General features: G+C 63.8%; 17 protein-coding genes and 1 pseudogene. 16 read left to right on the top strand and 2 right to left on the bottom strand.

Annotated features, from left to right (window positions below; translation table 11 throughout):
• Nucleotides 1-5: 5 nt before the first annotated feature.
• Nucleotides 6-4,841, bottom strand: a pseudogene (gene dnaE, locus KFB96_RS12620) (DNA polymerase III subunit alpha); the annotation flags it as partial.
• Nucleotides 4,842-5,080: 239 nt separating this feature from the next.
• Between dnaE and KFB96_RS12615 the strand changes: the two are divergent.
• The 15 genes from KFB96_RS12615 to KFB96_RS12545 all read left to right on the top strand — a co-directional run bounded on the left by KFB96_RS12615 (nt 5,081) and on the right by KFB96_RS12545 (nt 22,282).
• Nucleotides 5,081-5,317, top strand: a complete 237-nt coding sequence (locus KFB96_RS12615) for a hypothetical protein (protein WP_213458098.1) — start codon at nt 5,081-5,083, stop codon at nt 5,315-5,317.
• 301 nt (nt 5,318-5,618) lie between these two features.
• Nucleotides 5,619-8,357 (top strand): DUF499 domain-containing protein, encoded by a 2,739-nt coding sequence (locus KFB96_RS12610; RefSeq protein ID WP_213458099.1) that lies wholly within the window; start codon nt 5,619-5,621, stop codon nt 8,355-8,357.
• A 151-nt stretch (nt 8,358-8,508) separates the two neighbouring features.
• Entirely contained in the window at nt 8,509-9,507 is a 999-nt protein-coding gene (locus KFB96_RS12605; protein WP_213458100.1) for a hypothetical protein, read from the top strand.
• Nucleotides 9,508-9,608: 101 nt separating this feature from the next.
• Entirely contained in the window at nt 9,609-9,860 is a 252-nt protein-coding gene (locus KFB96_RS12600; RefSeq protein ID WP_213458101.1) for a type II toxin-antitoxin system Phd/YefM family antitoxin, read from the top strand.
• Nucleotides 9,844-10,221: a type II toxin-antitoxin system VapC family toxin gene (locus KFB96_RS12595; RefSeq protein ID WP_213458102.1), complete on the top strand. Its 378-nt coding sequence runs from the start codon at nt 9,844-9,846 to the stop codon at nt 10,219-10,221. Before KFB96_RS12600 ends, KFB96_RS12595 begins: the two co-directional genes overlap by 17 nt.
• A gap of 80 nt (nt 10,222-10,301) precedes the next feature.
• The gene (locus KFB96_RS12590; protein WP_213458103.1) at nt 10,302-10,547 is read left to right on the top strand and encodes a UPF0175 family protein; all 246 of its coding nucleotides are present in this window, start codon (nt 10,302-10,304) and stop codon (nt 10,545-10,547) included.
• Entirely contained in the window at nt 10,547-11,041 is a 495-nt protein-coding gene (locus KFB96_RS12585; protein WP_213458104.1) for a DUF3368 domain-containing protein, read from the top strand. The genes KFB96_RS12590 and KFB96_RS12585 overlap by 1 nt, the downstream gene beginning before the upstream one ends.
• Nucleotides 11,042-11,096: 55 nt before the next feature.
• Nucleotides 11,097-11,633 (top strand): transposase, encoded by a 537-nt coding sequence (locus KFB96_RS12580; protein ID WP_213458105.1) that lies wholly within the window; start codon nt 11,097-11,099, stop codon nt 11,631-11,633.
• Nucleotides 11,634-11,695: 62 nt separating this feature from the next.
• Entirely contained in the window at nt 11,696-12,217 is a 522-nt protein-coding gene (locus KFB96_RS12575) for a hypothetical protein (RefSeq protein WP_213458106.1), read from the top strand.
• 213 nt (nt 12,218-12,430) lie between these two features.
• A complete protein-coding gene (locus KFB96_RS12570) occupies nt 12,431-12,676 on the top strand; it encodes a type II toxin-antitoxin system Phd/YefM family antitoxin (RefSeq protein ID WP_213458107.1) in 246 nt (81 codons plus the stop codon).
• 110 nt (nt 12,677-12,786) lie between these two features.
• The gene (locus KFB96_RS12565) at nt 12,787-13,980 is read left to right on the top strand and encodes a DEAD/DEAH box helicase (protein ID WP_213458108.1); all 1,194 of its coding nucleotides are present in this window, start codon (nt 12,787-12,789) and stop codon (nt 13,978-13,980) included.
• Between the two features lie 29 nt (nt 13,981-14,009).
• Nucleotides 14,010-14,828, top strand: coding sequence for a hypothetical protein (locus KFB96_RS12560; protein ID WP_213458109.1), 819 nt, complete (start codon nt 14,010-14,012; stop codon nt 14,826-14,828).
• A gap of 507 nt (nt 14,829-15,335) precedes the next feature.
• Complete coding sequence (locus tag KFB96_RS12555) at nt 15,336-16,532, top strand: HD domain-containing phosphohydrolase (RefSeq protein ID WP_366931490.1); 1,197 nt, start codon at nt 15,336-15,338, stop codon at nt 16,530-16,532.
• 123 nt (nt 16,533-16,655) lie between these two features.
• Entirely contained in the window at nt 16,656-18,584 is a 1,929-nt protein-coding gene (locus tag KFB96_RS12550) for a PAS domain S-box protein (protein ID WP_213458110.1), read from the top strand.
• On the top strand, nt 18,581-22,282 hold the full coding sequence (locus tag KFB96_RS12545) for a response regulator (protein ID WP_213458111.1): 3,702 nt from the start codon (nt 18,581-18,583) through the stop codon (nt 22,280-22,282). The genes KFB96_RS12550 and KFB96_RS12545 overlap by 4 nt, the downstream gene beginning before the upstream one ends.
• Nucleotides 22,283-22,522: 240 nt before the next feature.
• Here KFB96_RS12545 and KFB96_RS12540 read toward each other — a convergent pair whose 3' ends face one another.
• On the bottom strand, nt 22,523-23,044 hold the full coding sequence (locus KFB96_RS12540) for a TlpA disulfide reductase family protein (protein WP_213458112.1): 522 nt from the start codon (nt 23,042-23,044) through the stop codon (nt 22,523-22,525).
• 237 nt (nt 23,045-23,281) lie between these two features.
• Here KFB96_RS12540 and KFB96_RS12535 point away from each other — a divergent pair, with 237 nt between their 5' ends.
• Complete coding sequence (locus KFB96_RS12535; RefSeq protein ID WP_213458113.1) at nt 23,282-24,649, top strand: YhjD/YihY/BrkB family envelope integrity protein; 1,368 nt, start codon at nt 23,282-23,284, stop codon at nt 24,647-24,649.
• Nucleotides 24,650-24,674 lie beyond the last annotated feature (25 nt).

Here is a 24,674-nt window from a genome sequence, read left to right as displayed (position 1 = left end):
GGCGAGCGCTCGTAGACGACCCTGACCGCATCGCCCCCGAGGAGCTGTCGCAGACGTTTCAGCAGGGCATCGGCCGGCTCGACACGCCAGGCATCGCCGAGCACCAGCTCGCCGGCGGCCCCCGGGCGACGATAGCGCAGACGGACCGGAAGATCCCCGTCGCGAAAGGCCGCGAGTGCGGCGCGCAAGGCATCGAGCCGGACGAGGCCATCGGCGTGGGCAGCGGGGTCCGAGAGATCCAGGATCAGCCCCAGATGATCGGCCATGCTCGCCCGTGCCTGCTCGAAGGTCCGCACGTCGTCGGCACGCAAGGACCAGCTGTCGCGGTACTCGTCGAAATTGAGCGCCCCGGAGACCTGCAGGATCTGATCCGGCACCAGCAGATGACGCAACTGCTCGTAGAGCTCGGAGAAGACCGTGATCTCGATGCGCCCCGTGCGATCGTCGAGCACCACCGAGCCCATGCGCCCGCGCGGTGTCTTGCCGTGACGCACCGAGACCACGAGACCGGCGACGCTGCGCTTCTCGCGATCGCGTCGGTCGCGCCGACCCAGCTCGCGATCCGTTTCCAAGAGCTTGGCGATCCGGCTGACCGCCATCGCCTGGAGCTCGGACTCGTAGCGATCGATCGGATGTCCGGTCAGATAGAGCCCGAGGGTCTCCTTCTCGCCCGCCAGACGCTGCTCGTCTTCCCAGTCGACACGGACCTCGGTCGCGAGTTGGGGATCGGGCTCGGGCGAGGCGACCGGCTCCAGTGCACCGAAGAGATCGGTCTGACCCGCCGCCCGGGTCGCATGGTGCTGTTCTGCCAGCTTGAGCGCCAAGGGCAGCTCGGCCATCAGGGTCGCCCGGTTCGGTCCCAGCTCGTCGAGTGCGCCGGCGCGGACCAGCGCCTCGAGAACGCGTCGGTTGGCCTTGTGCAGATCGATCCGTCGACAAAAGTCCCAGAGATCGCGGAACGGACCCTCGGCCGTGCGTGCCGCGATGATCGCCTCGATCGCACCCTCTCCGACCCCCTTGATGGCGCCCATGCCGTAGATGACGGTGCGCGGATCGGCGACCGTGAAGCGGTAGGCGGAGCGATTGACCGCCGGCGGCTCGACCCGCAGACGCAGCGCGCGACACTCCTCGATCAGGGTCACCACCTTGTCGGTGTTGTCCATATCCGCACTCAGCACCGCCGCCATGAAGGCCGCCGTGTAGTGCGTCTTCAGCCAGAGGGTTTGATAGCTGACCAGGGCGTAGGCGGCCGAATGCGAATTATGGACGATGATGTCGTTGGCGACAAAATTGTGGGTATCCGCAACCTCGAGATCATAGGTCATGGCCGCGCCATCCGGCTCGATCGAGACCACACGCTCCCAATAGATCTCCGCGTCGGCGGCTTGTCTGAGTAAATCGGCGTCGAAAAACTCGGCGAGCTTGCGGATTGTCGCTCGGCGAAATCCCTTCTTGTGCGGCTCGTCCTTGCCATAGAGTGCTCTCACGCAAACGCCGCTGCGAGCTTCAATCTGACGCCACGTCAGGCCACTGCGATCCTTCTCCAAGCCGACGGCCTGCTTGATCTCGGGCGGCAGAGTGTCGACGGATTCCAGATCGCTCGGGATTTCAGCGAGCGACCTGCGCAGCGCTTCCAATTGTTTCCCTTTCCCGACCAAGTGCGGCCCGATCAACTCGACAAATGCGGTAATGCTCCTTCGTCCGACTAGGTGCAAGGTATAGCCGACCCGCCCATCCTTATACGGAAAGAGTTTTTCCGTCAGTCGGCTGACGATACCGAAACGCAACAAGAGATGCTGGGTCTCGCTGATCAGGCGCAGGGAGGCGCTAGCCAGAGAGGGGATCTTGTTGTTCGCGTTTTCGGCGGCGACATATCCGTCTCCCGACCAGATGCGCCCGAGAATCACCGCCAAGCATGGATTGTCGAGACGAAAGACGGATGGCGGAAAGTGTTTTTGTGGCGCCTTTTGGCCGACCATGTCCAGCCGCTCCAGCCACAATCGAGCACCGGAGCGTGGCGTGAAGCTGTGCCCGTTTCCGCAGCTGATCCTGGTATCACGACCGGTCCCGACGTAAACGCACCAGGTCTCGGCACGTTCCGGCCTCAGCCGCACCGTCGGCACGGTGTCGGGAAAGCGGCTTGCGGCGGACACGAAATCATCCCTGGCCTCGACATCCTTGTTGTAAAAATAGAAGCCGCTGGGATGGCAGGTATTCCCTTCCGAGAGAACCCATCCCAAGGTCACCAACTCGTGCTCGGGCCACTGCTCACGGCCCTCGATCGGCAATCGCGCGGGCGCGGCGATACGCTCGCCGACACGCAATTCATCGAGCCGCTGCCAGCCCGTTGCCGTCAGCAAAGGGTGATTGCCGGTCGCACGCAGTGTCTTGCCGAGCGAGGTGGTCAGTCTCAAGACCGGCCGGATACCGTTCTCCATCACCTGAACAACGGGGCTCACGCCCATCCGGTGATCCGACAACAGACTCGCGACCCTGTCGATCCCCGATCGATAGATATCCTTGACGCAGTGCCGTTCACCGCTTGATGGATCCGTCACCAGCGTGTCTCCAACGACACACTTGTTAAAGCCGTAACCGGCAAATTTATCCATTAAGTCAAAGATGTAGGTCGCCACATTGCCGTCGACCCCACGCGCGACCGCCCCTTCCTCGAAGATGGCGCGCTGCTTGTCCATCTCGGACTGCTTCTTCTTGCCCATCGCCCGGCGCAGCAGGTCGGCGCCGCCGAGCGAATACCCTGCGAGCACCTGGGCGATCTGCATCACCTGCTCTTGATAAAGGATGATGCCGTAGGTCGGTTTAAGGATGGGCTCCAGATCCGGGTGCGGATAGGCGACCTCGGCGCGGCCGTGCTTGCGGTTGATGAAGTCGTCGACCATGCCCGACTGCAGCGGGCCGGGGCGAAAGAGTGCGACCAGCGCGGTGATGTCGCCGAAGTTGTCGGGCTGGAGCTTCTTGATCAGCTCCTTCATGCCGCGCGACTCCAGCTGGAAGACCGCCGTGGTCTCGCAGCGTTTCAGGAGCGCGAAGGCTTCGGCATCCTGCGGCTCGATCCGCTCGATGTCGATCGGCGCCTCGCCGGCCTCGCGACGCAGCGCGTTCACGGTCTTGAGCGCCCAATCGATGATGGTGAGCGTGCGCAGACCCAGGAAGTCGAACTTGACCAGTCCGACCTGCTCCACGTCGTCCTTGTCGAACTGGGTGACCAGGTTCTCTCCGCCCTGCTCGCAGTAGAGCGGGGCGAAGTCGGTCAGCTTGGTCGGCGCGATCACCACGCCGCCGGCATGCTTGCCGGCATTGCGGGTCAGGCCTTCGAGCTTGCGGGCCATGTCGATGAGTGCCCGGATCTCTTCGTCGTCCTCGTAGGCGGCCTTCAGATCGTCGCTCTCGGTCAGCGCCTTCTCCAGGGTCATCCCCAGCTCGAAGGGCACCATCTTGGCGACCCGGTCGACGAACCCGTAGGGATGACCCATGACGCGCCCGACATCGCGCACCACCGCCTTGGCCGCCATGGTGCCGAAGGTGATGATCTGGGAGACGGCCTCGCGCCCGTACTTTCCCGCGACATAGTCGATGACCCGGTCGCGGCCCTCCATGCAGAAGTCGACATCGAAGTCGGGCATGGAGACGCGCTCGGGATTGAGGAAGCGCTCGAACAGCAGGTCATGCTCGATCGGGTCCAGATCCGTGATCTTCATCGCATAGGCGACCAGCGAGCCGGCGCCCGAGCCGCGCCCCGGGCCGACCGGGATGCCCTGTGCCTTGGCCCACTGGATAAAGTCCGCGACGATCAGGAAGTAGCCGGTGAAGCCCATCTGGATGATGACGGACAGCTCCAGATCGAGCCGTTCGGCATAGGGCCGGCGCTGCTCGGCGAGGTCGGGCAACTCCGGGTCGAGGATGCGCTGCAGGCGCTCCTCGAGACCGACCCGCGAGGCCTCGGCGAAATAGCTGTCCATCGTCATCCCCGCCGGCACCGGGAAATCCGGCAGGAAGTTCTTCCCGAGGGTCAGCTCCAGGTTGCAGCGCTTGGCGATCTCGACCGAGTTCTCCAGCGCCTCGGGCAGGTCGGCGAAGAGCTCGGCCATCTCCGCGGGACTGCGCAGCGACTGCTCGGCGCTGAAGCGGCGTGGACGACGCGGGTCGTCCAGGGTGCGCCCTTCGTGGATGCAGACCCGGACCTCATGGGCCTCGAAGTCCTCGGGATGGAGGAAACGCACGTCGTTGGTCGCCACCACCGGCACACCCGAGCGGATGGCCAGATCCACGCTGGCCTCCACCAGCGCATCCTCCTGCTCGCGCCCGGTGCGGATCAGCTCCAGGTAATAGCGGTCGCCGAAGACCGCGAGCCACTCCGCAAGCCGCCGCTCGGCGGCCTCGCGATGCCCGTTCAGGAGCAGTTGAGCGACGTCGCCGTGCGGCCCGCCCGAGAGCGCGATCAGACCCTCGGCGGCGGACGCGATCCAGTCGCGCTCCACATGCGGCACCCCCAGATGCTGGCCCTCGACATAGGCCCGCGAAATCAGCCGCGTGAGATTGCGGTAGCCGATCGCATCCTGGACGAGCAGCACCAGACGGTGCGGTTTGGCGGCGTCCTCCGGGTTTCGCACCAGCAGATCGGCCCCGGCGATCGGCTTGAGGCCGGCCGCGACCGCAGCCTTGTAGAAGCGCACCAAGGCGAAGAAGTTGCATTGGTCCGTGATGGCGACCGCCGGCATCCCCAGCGCGGCGACACGCTTGACCAACGGCTTGATCCGCACCAGTCCGTCGACCAGGGAATACTCGGAATGCAGATGCAGATGGACGAAGCTGGGATCCACGGGTGTCCTGATCGGGGTTCGACGATGGCGGCAGGGGATGCCGGGCGCCTAGTCTACGCGCCTGCCGGTGTCGCGCCGATTCGGAAAAACAGATCGGATCCGGGATCCGGGTCGGGATCCTCGACAGGGTCGATGGCCCGCGTGCTCTGCCGTTCGCGGACCACCGAGGATCGACTGCGAGGGCTCGCTTCCGGCCGGTTTGATTTTACGGACGTTTTACGGGAGCCGATGCCGAGGACATGCTCCGGGTCGCGATGAGCCTGCTCGGCAGCCTGTCGCCGATGATTGGATTCGGCTTGGATCCGGCCGATGCGCTCTTCGAGTCGGTCTCCGCCTTCACCGCCGGGGAGGCCGTCGTCGTCGGGCTCGACGATCTCCCGCAGTCGCTTCTGTTTCGCCCCGCGTGTCCGGTGATCGAGCAACGGCGCGCCACGTTCTTGGCTTTTCGTGTATCGATCGCACACATTGGACGATAAGGGCTTTTCCTGTACCTTGCAGGACAGTCTCAGCCAGCCGGCAGGCCGAGCAATGGCGAGCATCAAGACCGCCACCTTGACCTTCCGCATCGACCCCGTCATCCAAGGATGCGCTGCGCGCCACCTCCCATCGAGTGCATCGGTCCGTCTCGAACCGGGTCGCGGGCCCGCTCCCGGACCATTGCGGGCGCCAAGGCATCGCGATCTCGGTGCCGGCGGCACAGGATGCGGGGCCGGGCATCAGGACACCGAAAGCCGCTCGATCGGTGAAGGGGACGAACGGAGAATGTCTGGAGGAAGCATGCTTGGCCTGACCTTACGCGACGAGCTCAAAGGCCGCCGCCTGAAAGGCACCGCCATTGAGCTGACGAACAAGAACAACACCGGCGCCACCCAGGTTTCTGCGCGGGACTTTCTGCGCATCACCTACCCGTCGCACGATGTGCTCAAGACGATCGAGGCCGCGGGACCGGGTCAGGGCCTACCGGTTACCCTCAAGGGCGAACGGGGCCAAGGCAAATCCCACCTGATGGCGGCGCTCTATCACGCCCTGACCGACGAAGCCGCCCCCCGGCACTGGCTGAACGACTGGTCTCACACCTTGGGCGACGCCAAGATCGGCCAAATCCCCTTGCGCCCCGGCATGCATGTCATCACCGAGAGCCTGCACCGCCAGCGCTACAAATTCCTGTGGGACGTCCTGTTCGACAACCATCCGCGCGGCGGCTACTGCCGGGGCAAATGGGAAGGGCTGGGCGACAAGAAACCCGAGGTCCCCAGCGACGAGATCCTGCTGGAGCTATTCGAGCACACCCCGACGGCCCTGATCCTCGACGAATTTCAGACCTGGTACGACGGACTCACCAACACCAAGCAGTTTCCGTGGCGGAGCTGGGCCTTCAATTTCATCCAGATCCTGTCCGAGATCGCCAAGGAGCACCCCGACCAACTCCTGCTGGTCGTGTCCGTGCGCAACGGCCAGACCGACGCCTTCCAGCAGATCCAGCGCGTCAACCCGGTCATCGTCGATTTCCAAGGGCCGACCGCCAAGCACGACCGCCTTCGCTTACTGCTGCACCGCCTGTTCGAGAACCGGATTCAGGTCGACCCGACCGCAATCGAGGCATTGATCGACGTCCACATTCGCGAATACTTCCGCCTCAAGACGATCGCCCCGGCGGACCAGGCCAAGGTGCGCGAGGAATTTCTGGAGGCATGGCCCTATGCCCCGCACCTGATGGACCTGTTGGAAGACCAGGTCCTGATCGCCACCAGCGCCCAGGGCACGCGCGACCTGATCCGCATCCTGGCTGATCTGCATAAACGCTCGGGCGACAAGCAACCCATCCTCACGGCCGCCGATTTTCGGCTCGACGACGAAACCAGCGGCATCGCCGCCTTACTCGATTCGGTCGCCAACCAGCACCACGCCAAGCTCCGCGAGAAGGCACTGCGCAATCTGGAGGCCGTCAAGGACGCGGTGTCCGGCGCCAGCCAGAACCTGCCGCACCACGAAGCCGTGATCAGCGCCTTGTGGCTGCGCTCGCTGGCCGAGGTCAATCAGGCCGGGGCGGACCAGGCGACCTTGCAGGTCGATGTCACCCGCGGCAAGGCCGTCGACGACAACGCCTTTCAGGTGGAGCTGGGCGCCATCGTCGAGAACAGCTTCAACATCCATGAAGACGGCAACCGCTTCATCTTCCGCGAGGAAGAGAATCCCCGCGCCAAGCTGATCGCCAGCGCCCGGAACGACAAGCTCTTCCAGCAGGGCGAGGACAGCGCGCATCTGGCCAAAGAGATCCGCTATGTCCTGGAAGGCGGGGGCGGGGTCGACTTGCCTTACCGGGTCATCGTGTTGCCCGTAGCCTGGAAGACCGATCCCTGGTCGACGCTGGACGACAGCGACACCCCCGCCCAATGGGGCAACCGCATTCCGATCCTGGTGCTGCCGGAGTCCCCGCCCAAACCCGACGCGACGCTGGGCCTGTGGCTGCGCGACCATCTCCAATCCAATCGCAATGTCGTCCGCTTCCTGATTCCAAGGGACGGCTCGACCAACCTCTTTCTCGATCGCGACCTTCTGGTGCTGTCCCGCTGCGTCTACCTCGCCGAGCAGTGGAAGACGCAGAACACCGAGTACGGCAAGCTACAAACCAAGTATCAGAAGGAGCTGCGCGAGATCCTCAAGGCCCGCTTCGACCGCTTCGCCATCATCGCCAATTGGAGCTTTCAGCAGCCCGCCAACTGCCGCTTCTCCATCGAGAGCCACAAGGCCGAAGGGGCCAAGATCCCCGATGCCATCGACAAGGCAATCCGCGAGAACCTCTTTATCCCGGAGGATTTCGAGGAGCTCGTCCTGGCTGCCGCGCCCAACAACGAGCCGGTCGGCAAGCTCCTCCGTGAGCTGAAAGAGCCGCGTCCCAACAGCGCAGACTGCATCCCCTGGCTGGGCGAAACCCTGATTAAGGAACGTCTCATCCGCATCTGCTCCAAGGGCAAGATCGCCATCAACCTGCGCGGTATGGAATACCTCCAGGCACGCGACGACGAGACCGAAGACGCCGCCTTCATCCGCATGCGCGGCAAGCTCGGAACCGGCAAGCACCTGGACGAGACCCATGTTCTGCTGCCGCAGAATGTCCCCGCCACCGGCGGCGGAGGGTCGGCGGCCGGCTCTAGCGCAACGCCGGCACCAAACCCCGGGGGAGGGACCCCATCCGGCGGCAGTGCGGGCGAGCCAACCGGCACCACCGACTCGACGAGCGCGGCGGGCGGCACCGGCACGGGGACCGGCGGCCAGGCCACCATCAGCGACATCTTCGCCGACGGCGCCGGCTACAGCGCTTACTCCGTCCCGGCAACCTCCTCACTGAACCTGCTTGGCAAGGTCGAAGCATGGGGCATCGGCACCGGCACTCAGGTCCGCGCCCTGAAGCTCAAAGTGGAGAACTTGACCGGTGCGCAACTTCAGGAGCTGCTCAGGAAACTGCCCGACGGCATGACCTACGGCCTGGATCTGGAACGTGAGGACAGCCAATGACCGCGCTATCGTCTGGTCGATTGGGCAAAGCGCAGCGTGCCCAACGAATCACGGTCAAGGCGCGAACCATGGGCACGCCCGACCATCCTCGGAGCTCCTTTCCAGACCCTGGAGCGCGGGCTTTGCCCATCCTACGCAGGGAGGACGACTGATGGCCCTTCCACTTGAACTGCTCCGCACCCTCCAGCAGGCGCCGCCGGCGGATGCCTGGGCGGCCATCCTCGACCATGCCTGGACCCTCTGCTCGGCAGCGATCGAGCCGGCCAAAGCGGCATCCGAGGTCCACGCGCGCGATCGAGCGCTCGGCGAGATCGACCACTGGCTGGCGACCGCCGGCTGGGATTTGTGGTCGGATTACGAAACCTCGGTCCCGCGGACCGCGCCAGCGCTCGGCGACTGGTGGGCCAGCCGATCGCCCGGACGAGCGGTGCTCATCCTCGATGCACTCTCCCTGCGCGAGGCGCCCTGGATCCTCCACCAGGCCGAGTTGCGGGGTTACAGCATCCAGCAGGCGCGCCCGACCGGTGCCGAGCTGCCGCCGAACACCACCCCCTTCGCCAAGGCCCTCGGCTTTGCCCAACGTTCCGCGCTCGGCAACAACGGCGCAGGCAATGCACACAAGCTCCCCGGCGCGCGCACCGAATCTGTCGACATCGCCTGGGCCGACTGCGCCAAGCTGATCGGCGCCGAGCCGGATTGGGTCTTCTGGCACCGATGGCCCGATCACCGGCTCCACGACCACGACGAGCCCGGCCAGGGCCTCGCCACGCTCACGCAGGAGGTTGAAACCCAACTCACCGGCGATGCCTTCTGGTCGTTGGTCGAACGGCTTTCCACCGGGCGTCGGCTCGTGCTGACCGCCGATCACGGCTATGCCGCCAGCGGCCAATTCCCCGACAGCGGCAAGGACGAGGCCGAGTCTCTCAAGGGGCGCTTCAAAAGCGGTCGCGCGGTCGAATCCGCCGAGGAGCCGGGCAACTGGTCCCCGCCGCTCGATTTGGCCATCGACAGCGCCCACGGCCGTCACCTCTACGTCAATGGCCGGCGTAAATGGAAGAGCCAGGGTGGTTATCCGACGCTCACGCACGGCGGGTTGAGTATCCTGGAGGTGGCGGTGCCATTCGTCGAGTTGATACGTAAAGCAGGATGAAAGCGCTCGATATCACCCGGCAAGATCCGCAACCCAAACGCCATTTGCGCCTCCGAATCGACTTGGCTAAGATTAGCCAGTCATGACTTCGGAGGCACCCAATGCAAGTCAATATGTTGGAAGCCAAAAGCCAACTCTCCAGCCTAATCGTCGCGGCGGAACGCGGCGAAGAGGTGTTGATTGCGCGCAACGGCAAACCGATTGCCCGTATCGTTCCCTATGCGCCTCCCCGCGTGAAGTCGCCCGGCGCTTGGAAGGGGCTTGCGCCCTATTCCACCGAATGGCGATCGCCCGAGACGGATCAGGCGGTCGAGCGACTCTTCACCGGCGAAGACGATGCGCCTGCTGCTTGATACCTGCATCCTGTACGACTGGATGATGGATGCTCTGGCCGATCCCGAGACGGTCGCGCTGATCCAGCAGACAGGGGCTTTTGTCAGCGCGGTCGCGGTCTGGGAGATGTCGATCAAGCACGCCTTGGGCAAGATGACACTCCCTTCGCGCCGAATCGTCGAGGATGTCGAAGCACAGGGATTCGGTTGGCTCAATATCACGCCGAGCCATGCTCAGGCCGTACTCGACCTCCCCGCGCATCACAAAGACCCCTTCGATCGTCTGCTGATCGCGCAGGCCCAATGCGAGGGGATGCAAATCCTCACCTATGATCGGCTGTTCCGCGACTACCTGCCGGAGACGCGGCTCGTGCGCCAGTAGGTTGGGCACGCTGCGCTTTGCCCAACCTACTTTGCTTCACATGAATTCGGTGTGATCTTCTGCAACATCGACGGTGAGTCATGAACACCTTGAGACTGGATCTACCGCTGGCTGGGTTGCCCTCGCCGGCGGAATTGACGGACAGCTTTGCCGATGAGGCGCGTTTTCTGCTGGCGCTCAAATTGTTCGAGCAGGGGCGAATCTCCTCGGGCAAAGCCGCAGTGCTTTGCGGCATGGGGCGGGTCGCCTTTCTTCTGGCCGCAGGCCGCGCCGGGGTTCCGGTGGTCGATTTGAGCGGAGATGATCTGGACGAAGAGTTCGCGTGATGCTTATCGAACGCGCTGTCATCAACGCCGGGCCCTTGGTTGCGCTGTCGCTGATCGGGCGGCTCGATCTGTTGGACGCCTTGTTTCCCGAGTTTTGGATTCCGGATATCGTCTTTCAGGAGGTCGTCGTGGCCGGCGTCGGGCGACCCGGGAGCCTAAGCCTTGCCGAAGCACGCTGGCGTGAGCGTGTGTGCTCGGCTCCCGAGCCGGACCCATTGCTGGTCGTCGAGCTTGATCCCGGCGAAGCGTCCGTGATCGCGTTGGCACGGCATCTCTCGCCGTGCATGGCGATCATCGACGAAAAGCGCGGACGCCGTATCGCACGCCATGTCTATGGTTTGGCGCTCAAGGGCACTGCTGGCTTGCTGGTCGAGGCAAAGCATCAGGGGCTGATCGATGATGTGCGCACATCCCTGATGGAGCTGAAAGTGGCTGGCTATTTTCTTTCCGACGCGGTTATTGAAAGAGCCTGCGCGGCGGTGCGGCATCCTTAGGAAGTAGGTTGGGCAAAGCGAAGCGTGCCCAACCAAACGCCAGCGAGAGCACATCATGCGGTATCGCAGATCGCAACAATCCGGCGGGAGCTTCTTCTTTACACTCGTGACCTATGAGCGTCAGCCCATTCTGACTCGACCTGACCATATCGATCGCCTGCGAGCGGCGTTCAAACGCGAGATCGAGAAGTATCCATTCGCTTTGGATGCGATCGTGATTCTGCCGGACCACCTGCATGCCCTATGGCATTTACCTGAAGGGGATCGGGATTTTTCGGGGCGATGGAGCCGGATCAAGCGGTATTTTAGTATCGGCTGTGTTGGGGCAACCGCTGAACAATCGGATTCAAGACGACAAAAACGGGAGCGGATGGTTTGGCAGCGACGATTTTGGGAACATACCATCCGCGACGAAGAAGACTGGCGGCGGCATATCGATTATATTCATTTCAATCCAGTGAAGCATGGTTATGCGCGGTCAGCAGGAGAATGGCCATATAGTTCGTTCCAGCGGTGCGTTCAAAAAGGATGGTATGCACCCGATTGGGGCAGGATCGAGCCAACCGAAATCCAGGGGTTTAACTTTGAATAAGGGTTTGGGTTGGGCACGCTGCGCTTTGCCCAACCTACGGAGAAGAGGCAGGAGGTGCTTGGATGGTACGCGTGCGCTACAACCAGGGCTGGTCCCGCCGCGGCTTTGCGCTGCTCTGGGACGCCGACGTCCTTGCCGGACTCGCCTCGCCGGGCGCGGTGCTGTCGCTGCGCCAGTTCTTCGACCTGGTGGATGACTGGCCTGAAGAGCTGCCCGCCGCCGATGGCGACGCGCTGATTGTCGCCGGGCTCGAGGGTTGTCTCGATGTCCTCTCCGGCGACGATGCCGCCCAATGGCTCGAAACCGATCTGCGCGAGGCCGTCTTCTCCTTTCAGGACTTCTACGAGGGCCAGGCCGGTCTGATCCTCTGGGTGCCGAGCGGCCGCAACCGCATCAGCATGAATGGCGCGAGCGAGACCTACCACTGGAAGCATCGCGATGCCGGCCCCGACGGCTTGCCGATCGGCCGTCGGCTCTTCTCCGGCGCCGAGAACGAGGTCGAGCGCCTGCTGAGTACCGACGACACCGGCGCCGACTACGACGGCAAACAGTGGGCCGGGCTGCATCATCCGCGGATTAGTTGATGGATACAGGCCGATGCGCGCCGATTTATGCTTGGGTTATTTCCGAGATAGGATCGACTGGTGTGTAGGGGCGAATGAATTCTCCCCTACGGGTCTTCCCGGCATGCGCAGTCGGGATGGCTATTCACGGAAATCGCCCTATTTGTCAATTCGTGTCTCTCTATTTAGATCTTTGGGGGCGCGGCACTTAGTAGCCATCAGGGGTCAAGCACAATGAAGACTGTCCTCGCCGAGGTCGCAGTGAGCGTCAGCGAGCTCAAACGTCACTATGCCAGCATCCTCCGGGAGGCGGACGACCACCCGGTCGCCGTGTTCAACCGCAATCAACCGGAGGCTTATCTCTTGTCGGCGGATTTCTACGAGCGGCTGATGACTCAGCTCGAGGATCTCGAAGATGCCGCGCGCGTTCGTGAGCGCGCCGACGGTCCCTTTGTCGATGTCTCGCTCGATGACCTATAGGCTGCGCTTCCATGAGTTCGCAGTGGCCGAATGGCGCAAGTTGGCTCAGGTCTATTCAGCCGCCAAGACGCGCCTTCAGGATTGACCCCGCCGGATCGAGCCTCGCAACGATGCAGACGAATTTCCAAGCCGGACAGCGCGTCCGCCATCCCGAATTCGGCGAAGGGGTGGTGCTGGCCGTCGCCTCCGACGGCTCTGTGCGGGTCTTCTTCACCGGCGGCGAGCGGCAGGTCTTCGCCGCGTCGCTCCAGCTCGTCACCAGTCGCACCGAGGCGATCATCGCGCATGTTCAGGGCGGCGCCGAGCGACTGCGTCATGCCTGGCTGCATCTGGAGGCCCACGCGCTGCCCTTGATGGACAACGCGGCGGCGCTGACCTCCGCGCAGATCGATCTGCTGCCGCATCAGGTCGTGTTGACGCATCAGGTCGCGACCGCCGCGCCCCGCCGCTTTCTGGTGGCGGACGAAGTCGGGCTCGGCAAGACGATCGAGACGGCGCTGATCCTACGTGAGCTGGCCAGTCGCGGCGAGCTGACGCGTGCCCTGATGGTCGTCCCCGCCGGCCTGGTCAACAACTGGCACCGCGAGCTGAACGAGGTCTTCAACCTGGATTTCGAGGTGTTCGGCACCGAGGGAGACGTCACCGACCGCAAGAGCAACGCCTTCGCCAAGCACGACCGGCTCATCGCCAGCGTCGACACCCTGAAGCGACCGGCGCGCATCAAACGGCTGAAGGAGGCGCCGACCTGGGATCTGGTGGTGTTCGACGAGGCGCACCATCTGTCCGCCTATCGCAACGGCCGCAAAGTCCGCAAGACCGAGAACTACAAACTCGCCGAGGCGCTGCGCGACCACGCGCGCGATCTGCTGCTGTTGTCCGCCACCCCCCACCAGGGCGATCACTTTCGCTTCTGGATGCTGATCCAGTTGCTCGATCCGACCCTGTTCAAGAGCCCCGAAGAGATGGTCGAGGAACGCCATCGGCTCAACGCGGTGGTCTACCGCCGCACCAAGGCCGATGCCTGCACGCCGGACGGCGCACCGCTCTTTACACGCCGCTGGGTCCATACCGAATCCTTTGTCATGGCCCCTGCCGAAACGGCCTTCTACGGCAAGCTGCGCGAGTATTTGCTCGATGGATTCGATCTTGCCAAGCAGCAGGGCAACCAGGGCCGGGCGCTGGGTTTCGTGATGACGATCTTCCAGAAGATCGCCGCATCCATCGCTATGGCCAGAAGGACACGGCGCAGGTCTACAACCTGGTCCTCTCCGACACCATTGAAGGCCGGATCTTCCTGCTGCTGAACGACAAGCTCAACGAGATCGCACGCACCTTGGGCAAGGTCGACGAGCACGGCAACGTCACGGAGGATCTGCGTGGTCAGATTCTCGGTCAGTTGAACGACCGGCTGAGCTACGACCAGCTCTATCGCGAGGCACTCTCCGATCCGGAGCTGAAACGCACCCGTGAAGAGCTGGAAGCGGCCATGAGCAACGCCCGCGAGGCGCGTCTGGTGGTCTTCGAGCTGTTTCAGGATCTGGATCGGTTCAGCCTGGACGACTACAAGCCCCTCGCCGATCTCGACGCAGGCAAGGCGGGGCTGATCGCCTTCCTGCGTGCGGCCGTCGAAGATCAGGGCGGCCGTTACCGCGAGATCGACGCGTGCCGTTTTGAATTGACGCTCGACCCTCAATCGGTGCCGACCCTCTGCACGCTGGATCGCGATCTCGCGCAAACCGACGACGCGCTGGTGTTGATGGGGCTCGATCATCCGATCCTGTGCCGGCTGTCGGAGCGGTGGCGAAGCGCGCCGCCGGCCGGGATCGGCGCGGTCGCGAAGGGCGACCTGGAGCAACCGATCGCCCTCGGTGTGTGGTGGGTACAGTCCTTCGGCGGTGGCGCGGGCGCGGGCGCCTACATCATTCCCATCGCCGTCGACCTGGAGGGCAAACGCGCTCCGGCGATCGAAAAGCGCTATCGCGATGTCTTTCGGACGCCCGCGGCCCATCCGGTCTTTCAGCCGTCTGAGCGTATCGATCTGATGCACCGGCACATCGAGCCGACCTTGCAGCGTGAGCTGAGCTATCGCGGCATCGCGAGCCCCGAGAAAGGATACGCGTCGGAATTGGTTGCCTGGGTCGAGGTCTGTTAAACCGCGTCCAGAGCGCGATGCTCCCTGTCGAGTGATGTCGACGTTTGGTGCATCCACGGCTCCTAGCGCGGGGCCGCGGTTTAGAATTTTATATTTTTTAATACTTTAAACCGCGCCGGCTCCAGCGGTTCTGAAATCCGCCGGGGCCGATCCCATCCAAAAACATCGCATACCGCACTGGGCGCGGTTTAGATCGGAGGCCGCGAACCGAGGGGCATGATCCGCGGCCGTCGAGGAGCGACCCCAATTGCTCAGTGCTGCAACCTTGACCCCCATCCTTTACGAACCTTTACTTTACAGGATCCGACTGAGGATCTATTACTTCCGCGGTTATGGCCGCTGACCCTTTGCCACCGACCTCCGGCTGCTTGCCCCGGGTCTGTCCGATTCGCGCCCGACGGCGGCCCGCTCAACACCGACCCGTGCGGATGCGGCGAAACCAAACGCCACTGCAACGCCCCAGCGGCTAGGCACCGCGGATCTCCAACCTGAGAGGGGTAGCGTCAGATGACCATGGAACCTTGCCGTCAAGGAACCGACGCGGCGCTCTTGCCGACCCCGCCCGGCGCCGGGCCTTTAGCCACCATCCTGATCGTTGACGATACGCCGCAAAACCTCAGCATTCTTGGTGAGTTATTACAGCCGCTCTACCGGGTGCGCGTGGCCAACTCGGGCGAGCGGGCCCTGCGCGCGGCGACCTCGCCACCCGCGCCCAGCCTGATCCTGCTCGATGTGATGATGCCCGGCATCGACGGCTATGAAGTGCTGAAGCGGCTGCGCGCCGACGCCGGGACGCGGGACATCCCGGTGATCTTTATTACGGCGATGGACGCCGCCGAGAACGAGGAATTCGGACTGTCGCTCGGCGCGGTCGATTACATCACCAAGCCGATCAATCCCGCGATCGTCCTGGCGCGCGTCAAGACACAGATCGAGCTGAAGACTGCGCGCGATCGGCTGGCCGACGAGAACACCTGGCTGGAAACCGAGGTCGCGCGACGCATGCACGACAATCTCTTGATTCAGGATCTGAGCATCCATGCGCTGGCCAATCTGGCCGAGGCACGCGACAACGAAACCGGGCAGCACATCATCCGCACGCAGATCTACGTGGAGATCCTGGCCAATCATCTCGCCACGCACGAGCGCTTTCAGGCGGCACTTGCCGGGCCGCGCCTGGAGCTGACGGTCAAGGCGGCACCCCTGCACGATCTGGGCAAGGTCGGCATCCCGGATGCGATCCTGCTTAAACCGGGCCCCCTGAGCGCCGAGGAGATGGAGATCATGAAGACCCACCCGGTCATCGGCGGCGCCGCGATCGAGAAGGCGATGGCGCAGGCCGTCAAGGGCATGGGCGACCGGGAAGCAGAGCAAGCCCGGGATGCCTTTGCCTTCCTGCAGATCGCCAGTGAGATTGCCCTTGGCCACCACGAGAAATGGGATGGCTCGGGCTATCCCGCCGGTCTGGCAGGCGACGCCATTCCTGTCTCGGCCAGGCTGATGGCGCTCGCGGATGTCTTCGACGCCTTGATGAGCCGTCGGATCTACAAGCTCCCGATGGATCTGGCGACCACAACCCGGCTCATCCTTGACGGGCGCGGCAGCCATTTCGACCCGGCGGTCGTCGATGCCTTCCTGGCCTGCCGCGCTCATTTTGCCGAGATCGCGGCGCGTTACCCGGATGAGGAGCTCGCGGCCGAGTAGACGGTATACGCGCGTCTGGACCCATCGGAGAGCCGCCACGACCGGGCGCGGTCCAACCGACAGCCCAAACTCGACCGGTTACTCACCAGGAGACAACACCTGAGCCTTCCGCTTCTCCCCTGGGTGATCTTCGCCTGTACGCTGCTGATCCTGATGATCGTGATCGCCGTCGTCGCGGTCCGGCCCCGTCGTCGTTCCAGCCCGGATGACGAGGCCAAGCAAGGCACGCTGACAACGCTGCAGACGATCCTCGAGCAGGTCCCCGTCGCGATCCAATTGGTCGACGCCCAAACCGCGCGCTTCATCGAGGTCAATCCGGCCAGCGCCAACACACTCGGCTATAGCCGGGAAGAGATGCTGGAGATGACGGTCGAGCAGAGCCCGAATGCCGTGGTGATCACGGATCTGGACGCCAGGACCACCTATGTGAACGACGCCTTTTGCCGGGCGACCGGATACAGCCGCGAGGAGGCCCTTGGCAGGAACCCGAGCTTCATCAAATCGGGCAAGACACCGGCGGACACCTACGCGGCACTCTGGGCCGCGCTAACCACCGGAAAACCCTGGAAAGGTGAGCTCATCAATCGAGCCAAGGACGGACGCGAGCTGGCGGAGTCGGCCACGATCCTGCCGCTTCGCGACCCCGATGGCCGGATCCGGCACTATGTCGCACTCAAGCAGGACGTGACCGAAACCAAGCGCATGAGCGAGGAGATCGCCACCTATTCTGCGCATCTGGAGCAGTTGGTCGAGGAGCGCACGCTGGAGCTGCAACAGGCCACGCAGGCGGCAGAAGCCGCCAGCCGGGCCAAGAGCGACTTCCTCGCCAACATGAGCCACGAGATCCGCACGCCGATGAACGCCATCATCGGTCTGACTCACCTGCTCAAACGCGACATCCAAGAGCCAACGCAGACCGAGCGGCTCGCCAAGGTCTCGGTAGCGGCACACCATCTGCTCGGCATCATCAACGACATCCTCGACCTGTCGAAGATCGAGGCCGGCCGGATGCAACTGGAGCGGACCGATTTCGAGCTCGAGCGCATCATCGAGAACATCTGCAGCCTGATGCGTGAGCGGGCCGCCGAGAAGCACCTCGAATTGATCGTGGACCTGCAGGGTCTGCCACCGGTTCTGCGCGGCGACGGGTTGCGCCTTGGCCAGATCCTTTTGAACTTCCTCGGCAACGCGGTGAAGTTCACCGAATCGGGAAGCATCACGCTGCGCGGTTGGACCAGCGGTGCCGTGCCGGGTGGACTGATGGCACGCTTCGAGGTCCGTGATACCGGGGTTGGCCTGACCCCCGAGCAACAAGGCCGACTTTTCCAGGCGTTCGAGCAGGCCGATACCTCCACCACCCGAAAGTACGGCGGCACCGGCCTTGGTCTGGCCATCTCGCGGCGCCTGACCGAGCTGATGGGCGGACGCATCGGCGTGGAGAGTCAGCTCGGGCACGGCAGCACCTTCTGGGTCGAGATCCCCTTCGATCCAGGTCGTGTCGGCGATACGGCACGCGGCCTCGCGGCACCGACCCGCGGCAAGCGTGCACTCGTGGTCGACGATCTACCCGAGACATTCTCCGGTCGGCCGGGGTACGGCCAGCGGCGACTGCCGCTCGGCGAAGCGGAGAGCCAGCTCCGCCGACGCGGGCACAGCCGAGTCCTGCTGGTCGAGGACAATCAGGTCAATCAGGATGTTGCGTTCGAGCTACTGGAATCGGTTGGGCTTGAGGTCGACTTGGCCGAGGATGGTCAAGGCGCCCTGGACAAGGCACGCGCGGGCCATGACGACATCATTCTGATGGATGTGCAGATGCCCGTCATGGATGGACTGACGGCCACGCGCCTGATTCGCGCCTTACCGGCGCATGGCGCCACCGCGATCGTCGCCATGACCGCCAATGCGTTCGCCGAGGACCGCGATGCCTGCCTCGCGGCGGGCATGAACGACCACGTCGTCAAACCGGTCGATCCCGAGTCGCTCTATTCGGCGTTGCTGCGCTGGCTGCCGTCGCAACGGCGCCGGAATCGTCCTGAGCCGAGACCATCATGAGTCGCCGTACATCGCACACCATGCCCATTTGGATGCCGGGATGGGTCTGGCACCGGGTCCGAAACCGGATCTGGATCAGCATCCTGATCGGCGCCGCGTTGGCCTGGAGCGCCGCGGCGGCGCAGAACACCTCCGAGCAGCGGGTGCTGCGTGTCATCGGGGACGAGAACTACCCGCCCTATCTGTTTCGCAATCAGGACGGTCAGGCGGCCGGTTATCTGGTCGATCTGTGGTGGCTGTGGGAGACCAAGACCGGCGTCCCGGTTCAGATCGACGTCGCCAACTGGGCCGAGGCCCAACGCACCCTTCTCCGGGGCGACGCGGACGTCATCGAAAACATCTATCGCACACCCGAGCGCGAGCTGAGCTACGACTTCACCGCGCCCTACGCCAAGCTGCCGGTGGCGATCTACAGCCATGATTCGATTCAGGGCATCAACGACGTTGCCGCCCTGCGAGGCTTCCAGATCGGTGTCATGGATGGGGATGCCTGCATCGAGCGCTTGCGCCGTGAGGGCATCACCAACCTGCGTCTCTACCGCGATTACACCGAGCTCCTGATAGGCGCGCTCGCCGAAGACATCAAACTCTTCTGTCTCGACGAGTATCCCGCGAACTATTACATGTATCGGCTCAATGCGCAGAAGAGCTTCCGCAAGGCCTTCGAGCTCTATCAGGGACAATTTCATCGCGCGGTGCGCAAGGGCAATACCGAGATCCTCGACCTGGTCGAGCGGGGGATGGCGGCCATCACGCCGCAGGAACGCGAGGCGCTTCGCAAGACCTGGATGGGGCAGCCGCTGCCCTATTCGGATGTCCTGCATCATGCCGCGCTGCTGGTCGGTGCACTCGCGCTGGCGGGCCTTGCACTCCTGCTCTGGACCCGTGCGCTACGCCGGCGCGTCGCCTCCAAGACACGCGAGTTGCAGCAGGCATTGGAGGCGGTTCACGCGGCCCGCCGGGAGAGCGAGGCTGCCCGTGATCGGCTGGAGATCGAGGTCGCGCGGCGGACCGCCGATCTCTCGGCGGCCCTGGAGGAGCAGGAGGTGCTCTTCGAGACCGCCACGTCGGGCATCGCGCTGATCACGGACCGGACCCTGATGCGCTGTAACCGACGGCTGCATGAGATCTGCGGATGGCCGCTCGGGGAAATGGTCGGCAAGTCGACGGCGATCTGGTGTCCGACCGAGGCGGCCAACCGGCCCGGCGGCGAGATCCCTGCCCCGAGCTGGATAGATCAACCCAATCGGCGCGAAGCACAGCTCATCCGCAAGGACGGCAGCCTCTTCTGGGCGCGCCTCAGCGGTAATGCCGTGGATCCCGACGACCCGGGCAAAGGAACAGTCTGGGTGATCGACGACATCGACACCGAACGGGCCGCTGTCGAGAAGATGCGCGAGGCCCAGCGGCTCGCCGAAGACGCGGTGCGCCTGAAGGCAGATTTCCTGGCCAATATGAGCCACGAGATCCGCACACCGATGAACGCCGTCATCGGCCTGACCTACCTGATCCTCAAGACGGAGCTGACGACCCGCCAGCGCGACTATCTGACCAAGATCCAGGGATCGAGCCAGCATCTGCTCGGGATCATCAACGACGTCCTGGATTTTTCCAAGATCGAGGCCGGCAAGCTGCACGTCGAGCATATCGACTTCGAGCTCGAGGCTGTCCTGCACAATGTCGCCGCGCTGATCACCGAGCAGGCGGCGGCAAAGGGCCTGGAGCTGATCATCGATACCGATGAGCGCGTGCCGGGCCGACTCGTCGGCGATCCACTGCGCCTGAGCCAGGTTCTGATCAATTTCGCCACCAATGCCGTCAAGTTCACCGAGCACGGCGAGATCAACATCCAGGTGGAGATCCTGGAGGCGACCGACTCGGCCATCCGCTTGCGCTTCGCCGTCCGCGATACCGGCATCGGCATCACCGCGGCGCAGCAGGCGCGGTTGTTCGAGAGCTTCCGGCAGGCCGATAGCTCGACCACCCGCAAGTATGGCGGCACCGGATTGGGGCTGGCGATCTGCCGACGCCTCGCCGAGCTGATGGGGGGCGACGTCGGCGTGGCGAGCACGTTCGGCGTCGGCTCGACCTTCTGGTTCACCGCCCGCCTGGGCATCAGCGCGGATCAGTCACGCCGCCTGCTGCCGCGGCCCGACCTGCGCGGATTGCGCGTCCTGGTGGTCGACGACAATGACAGCTCGCGCGAGGTGCTCACCCACCTGCTCACCGGCATGACCTTCGTGGTCGATGCGGTCGACTCGGGGGCTGCCGCCGTGGATCGGGTCATCCGTGCGCAACGCGCCGCACGGCCCTATCAGGTTGTCCTGATCGATTGGCAGATGCCCGACATGGACGGTCTTGCGACGGCTTGGGAGATCCGCCGGTTGGCGCTGGACCATCCCCCGCATCTCATCATGATCACCGCGCATGGGCGCGAGGAGCTGATCAAATCGGCGACGGCCGCGGGCTTCTCAGACATCCTGATCAAGCCGGTGAACCCGTCTCTGCTCTTCGACAGCCTCATGCTGCTGCTGACCGAGGATCCGGCGCAGCAGGATGAGCCCGCGCCGCAACCGGGTTGCTCGCCCGGCTCCTCAGCAGGCAGGCCGAGCACCATCGCCGGCGCACGTGTGCTGCTGGTTGAGGACAACCTCATCAACCAGCAGGTTGCGTTGGAGCTGCTTGCCGAGCTCGGGCTTCAGGTCGAAATCGCGGCCGACGGCGCCGTCGCGCTTCGGAGGGTGCAGCAGGATCGCTACGATCTGGTCCTGATGGACATCCAGATGCCGGTGATGGATGGACTCACGGCGACGCGCGCCATCCGCAGATTGCCGGGCTTCGCGCGCCTGCCCATCGTCGCCATGACCGCCAACGTGATGCCCGGCGACCGCGAGCGTTGTCTGCAAGCCGGCATGAACGACCACCTCGCCAAGCCGATCGAGCCCGATGATCTGACACGCGTCCTGCAACAGTGGATCGCGCCACGCAGCCTGTTGGCGGCGGTCAGTCGCCATGTCGACTCGGCTGGGCTCGGCTCTACTAGATCCGACGTCGGCGCGGCAAGGGTCAACGGCATCGACGATCCGGGGCAGATCCCCGGGCTGGACGTCGCACGCGGGCTACGCCAGTCGCTCGGGCGCGAGACACTGTATCGATCACTGCTCCAGACATTCGTCGAGACGCAGTCCAGCTTCGACAGCCTGCTTGACGCGGCGCTCCAGGCAGCCGACTGGACCAGCGCGCAACGCCTGGCCCATACGCTGAAAGGCGTGGCGGCGCAGATCGGCGCCACCGAGGTGGCGAGCTCGGCCGCGCAACTCGAGCAGGCGTTGCGTCGGCGGGGCACGACCGAGGCGCTTCGCGAGCATCGGATCCAGACCAGCCGGCAACTCGACACATTGATCGATACCATTCGCGGGCAGCTGGCAGCGACGTCGACGGTACTGCCGATACCGATGCAGGCGCCGGTGCCGATCGATGCAGATCTCCTGCGGTCGGTCTGTCGGGATCTCGCCCGGAGCCTTGCCGACGACGATTTCGCCAGCAGCCAACTGCTGACCGATCATGCGGACCTGCTCAGCGCGGGCTTGGCGGAGCAGTATGCGGTCATCTCCGATGCCGTTTACCGCTTTGATTTCGCCGCGGCCCTGGACGGCCTGCGCGATGCCGCGGATCGCCACGGCATCGCCTTGGATTGACCCGAACCGATTCCGCGCTGCGCTTTCGACCGGTGTCGCGGCAGGGAGTCTAAACCGCGTCCAGAGCGAGATGCTCACTTTCGAGTGAGCTCGAAGTTTGGTGAATCCACGACCCTTAGCGGGGGGCGCGGTTTAAAATTTTATATTTTTTAACACTTTAAACCGCGCCGGCTCCAGCGGTTCTGAAATCCGCCGGGGCCGATCCCATCCAAAAACATCGCATACCGCACTGGGCGCGGTTTAAGGCCCGACCTTCAGCGCACGCACCTGATCGAGCAGAGCCGGATCGTCCCATTCGCGCTCACCGGCAGCGCTGTAGACCAAACGACCGCTTGGATCGATCACAAAGGTGGTGGGCAAACCTTTGACCGGATAGCTTTGCACCACCGCGGAGTCGAGATCCAGAGGGATCGGAAAATCGACCGGCGTCTCGGCCAGGAAACGCGAGACGGTTTCGGCATCTTCACCCACGTTCACGGCGATCACCGCGATTCCCTCGTCGGCGACCTGCTCATGGGCGCGCTGCATCGATGGCATCTCGGCGCGGCAAGGCGGGCACCAGGTCGCCCAGAAGTTGAGGATGATCGGCTTGCCGCGATGATCGAGGAGACGTTGCGGCTCGCCGGCCGGTCCTTGGAGGTCGAACTCGGGTGCCTGGATGTCTTCGGACATCGGTGTCAGGGTTTGCGGCTCGTCCGTCGCAAAGGCGACGGACGAGGAAAGGAGGACCAAGGCCCCGAGGACAGTACAGGGAGGACGCATGGGGGTTGCTCGTCGATGGATGGAAGAAAGTCGGTGACCGGCGAAACAGATCGATCATGAGGGGTGCGCAGAGCGGAGGATTGTAGCGCCTTCGGAGATATGGAGCGGTCGTGAACAGGCTTCAAGTCGGCGCAAATCCGCGGCCATGTCGCAGCGACAAGGCGCAGCGAACCGATATAATGAAGCGACGGCAAGCGGCCGGAAGCACCGTCCGACTCCTCTTCCGAGAGAGCGCACATGAACCACGCCATGCCCGTGTCCGAGCGCATCGACGCGCTGCTTTGGAGTCGTCGGCTCGACGAGTTGCCGCCTTGGCAAGCCCTTCCGATCTGGCTCGGGCGTTTGATTTACGCGCTGACCCGCGATCTGACACAAGGCTATCTTTCCCTTCAGGCCATGAGTCTGGTCTACACGACCATCTTGGCCCTGGTGCCCCTGCTGGCGGTGACCTTCTCGGTCTTGAAGGGGTTCGGCGTCCACAATCAATTGGAGCCTCTGCTCCTGAACGTGCTCGCCCCGCTCGGGGAGGGCGGTGTGGAGATCACCACCCAGATCATCGGCTTCGTCGACAACATGCGGGTGGGCGTTCTGGGGTCGGTCGGACTCGCGTTGCTGATCTACACCGTCATCTCGTTGGTTCAAAAGATCGAGCAGGTCTTCAACTTCACCTGGCGCGTCTCCACGCAACGCTCCTTTGCGCAGCGTTTCAGCAAATACTTGAGCGTCATCCTCGTCGGCCCCGTGCTCTTCTTCTCGGCGGTCGGGCTCTCGGCCTCGCTCGGCGGGAACGCCTTCGTTCAAGCGATCATCGAGGCAAAGCCGTTCGGGCATGTCTGGCATGCGTTGGGGCAGCTCGGGCCCTACATGATGATTTCGCTGACGTTTGCCTTCTTCTACGTCTTCGTTCCCAACACGCGTGTTCACATCATTTCGGCGGTTGTCGGGGCGCTGATCGCCGGGCTGCTTTGGGAGCTCATCGGCGGGATGTTTTCCTATGTCATGGCCAGCTCGACGCGCCTGATGGCGGTCTATTCGAGTCTGGCGATCCTGATCCTCTTCATGATCTGGATCTACATTGCCTGGTTGATCCTGCTGATCGGTGCAAGCATCGCCTTCTATCACCAACACCCCGAGTATCTGAGGATCCGCTCGCGCGATCTGCAGTTGAGCAATCGACAGCGAGAACGTCTCGCCTTGATTCTTGCCGGGCAAGTGGCTCTGCGCTACGAGTCGGGCGGGCCGCCTTGGAGCAGCGAGGAGCTTGCGCGGACCCTCGGGGTTCCCAAGACCAATGCCGATCGGATGTTGGGCGTTCTCGAGGAGTCGGGGTTTCTGATTCGCACCGCCGGCGATTCGCCGACCTTCGTCCCGGCGCGCGCAACGGACAGCATCTCGGTCAAAGCGATCCTCGATGCGGTGCGCTGTTTCGAAGAGCGCGAGAGCGGCTGCCAAGGAACCCTCCCGGACGGCGAGATCGGACGGATCGAGACGGGGATCGATCAGGCGATCGATGCGGCGCTCTGCGGCATGACCTGGCGTGACCTGGCCCATGCACTCGACACCTCCGCGTCTGCGGCTGCGTTCGTCGACTCCGGGCAAGGTTGATCGATCATGCCGCAGCGTGGCAACG

Origin of the sequence: Thiocapsa sp. (assembly GCF_018399035.1) — a bacterium.
GTDB lineage: Bacteria > Pseudomonadota > Gammaproteobacteria > Chromatiales > Chromatiaceae > Thiocapsa.
Note: the sequence above shows the minus strand (reverse complement) of the source record. Positions and strands in the feature narration are given on the sequence as shown.

Bases quoted from the DNA above. Each gene is read 5' to 3' on its own strand.
- KFB96_RS12615 (WP_213458098.1), top strand. From the start codon at position 5,081: ATGCTCCGGGTCGCGATGAGCCTGCTCGGCAGCCTGTCGCCGATGATT.
- KFB96_RS12610 (WP_213458099.1), top strand. From the start codon at position 5,619: ATGCTTGGCCTGACCTTACGCGACGAGCTCAAAGGCCGCCGCCTGAAA.
- KFB96_RS12605 (WP_213458100.1), top strand. From the start codon at position 8,509: ATGGCCCTTCCACTTGAACTGCTCCGCACCCTCCAGCAGGCGCCGCCG.
- KFB96_RS12600 (WP_213458101.1), top strand. From the start codon at position 9,609: ATGCAAGTCAATATGTTGGAAGCCAAAAGCCAACTCTCCAGCCTAATC.
- KFB96_RS12595 (WP_213458102.1), top strand. From the start codon at position 9,844: ATGCGCCTGCTGCTTGATACCTGCATCCTGTACGACTGGATGATGGAT.
- KFB96_RS12590 (WP_213458103.1), top strand. From the start codon at position 10,302: ATGAACACCTTGAGACTGGATCTACCGCTGGCTGGGTTGCCCTCGCCG.
- KFB96_RS12585 (WP_213458104.1), top strand. From the start codon at position 10,547: ATGCTTATCGAACGCGCTGTCATCAACGCCGGGCCCTTGGTTGCGCTG.
- KFB96_RS12580 (WP_213458105.1), top strand. From the start codon at position 11,097: ATGCGGTATCGCAGATCGCAACAATCCGGCGGGAGCTTCTTCTTTACA.
- KFB96_RS12575 (WP_213458106.1), top strand. From the start codon at position 11,696: ATGGTACGCGTGCGCTACAACCAGGGCTGGTCCCGCCGCGGCTTTGCG.
- KFB96_RS12570 (WP_213458107.1), top strand. From the start codon at position 12,431: ATGAAGACTGTCCTCGCCGAGGTCGCAGTGAGCGTCAGCGAGCTCAAA.
- KFB96_RS12565 (WP_213458108.1), top strand. From the start codon at position 12,787: ATGCAGACGAATTTCCAAGCCGGACAGCGCGTCCGCCATCCCGAATTC.
- KFB96_RS12555 (WP_366931490.1), top strand. From the start codon at position 15,336: ATGACCATGGAACCTTGCCGTCAAGGAACCGACGCGGCGCTCTTGCCG.
- KFB96_RS12545 (WP_213458111.1), top strand. From the start codon at position 18,581: ATGAGTCGCCGTACATCGCACACCATGCCCATTTGGATGCCGGGATGG.
- KFB96_RS12540 (WP_213458112.1), bottom strand. From the start codon at position 23,044: ATGCGTCCTCCCTGTACTGTCCTCGGGGCCTTGGTCCTCCTTTCCTCG.
- KFB96_RS12535 (WP_213458113.1), top strand. From the start codon at position 23,282: ATGAACCACGCCATGCCCGTGTCCGAGCGCATCGACGCGCTGCTTTGG.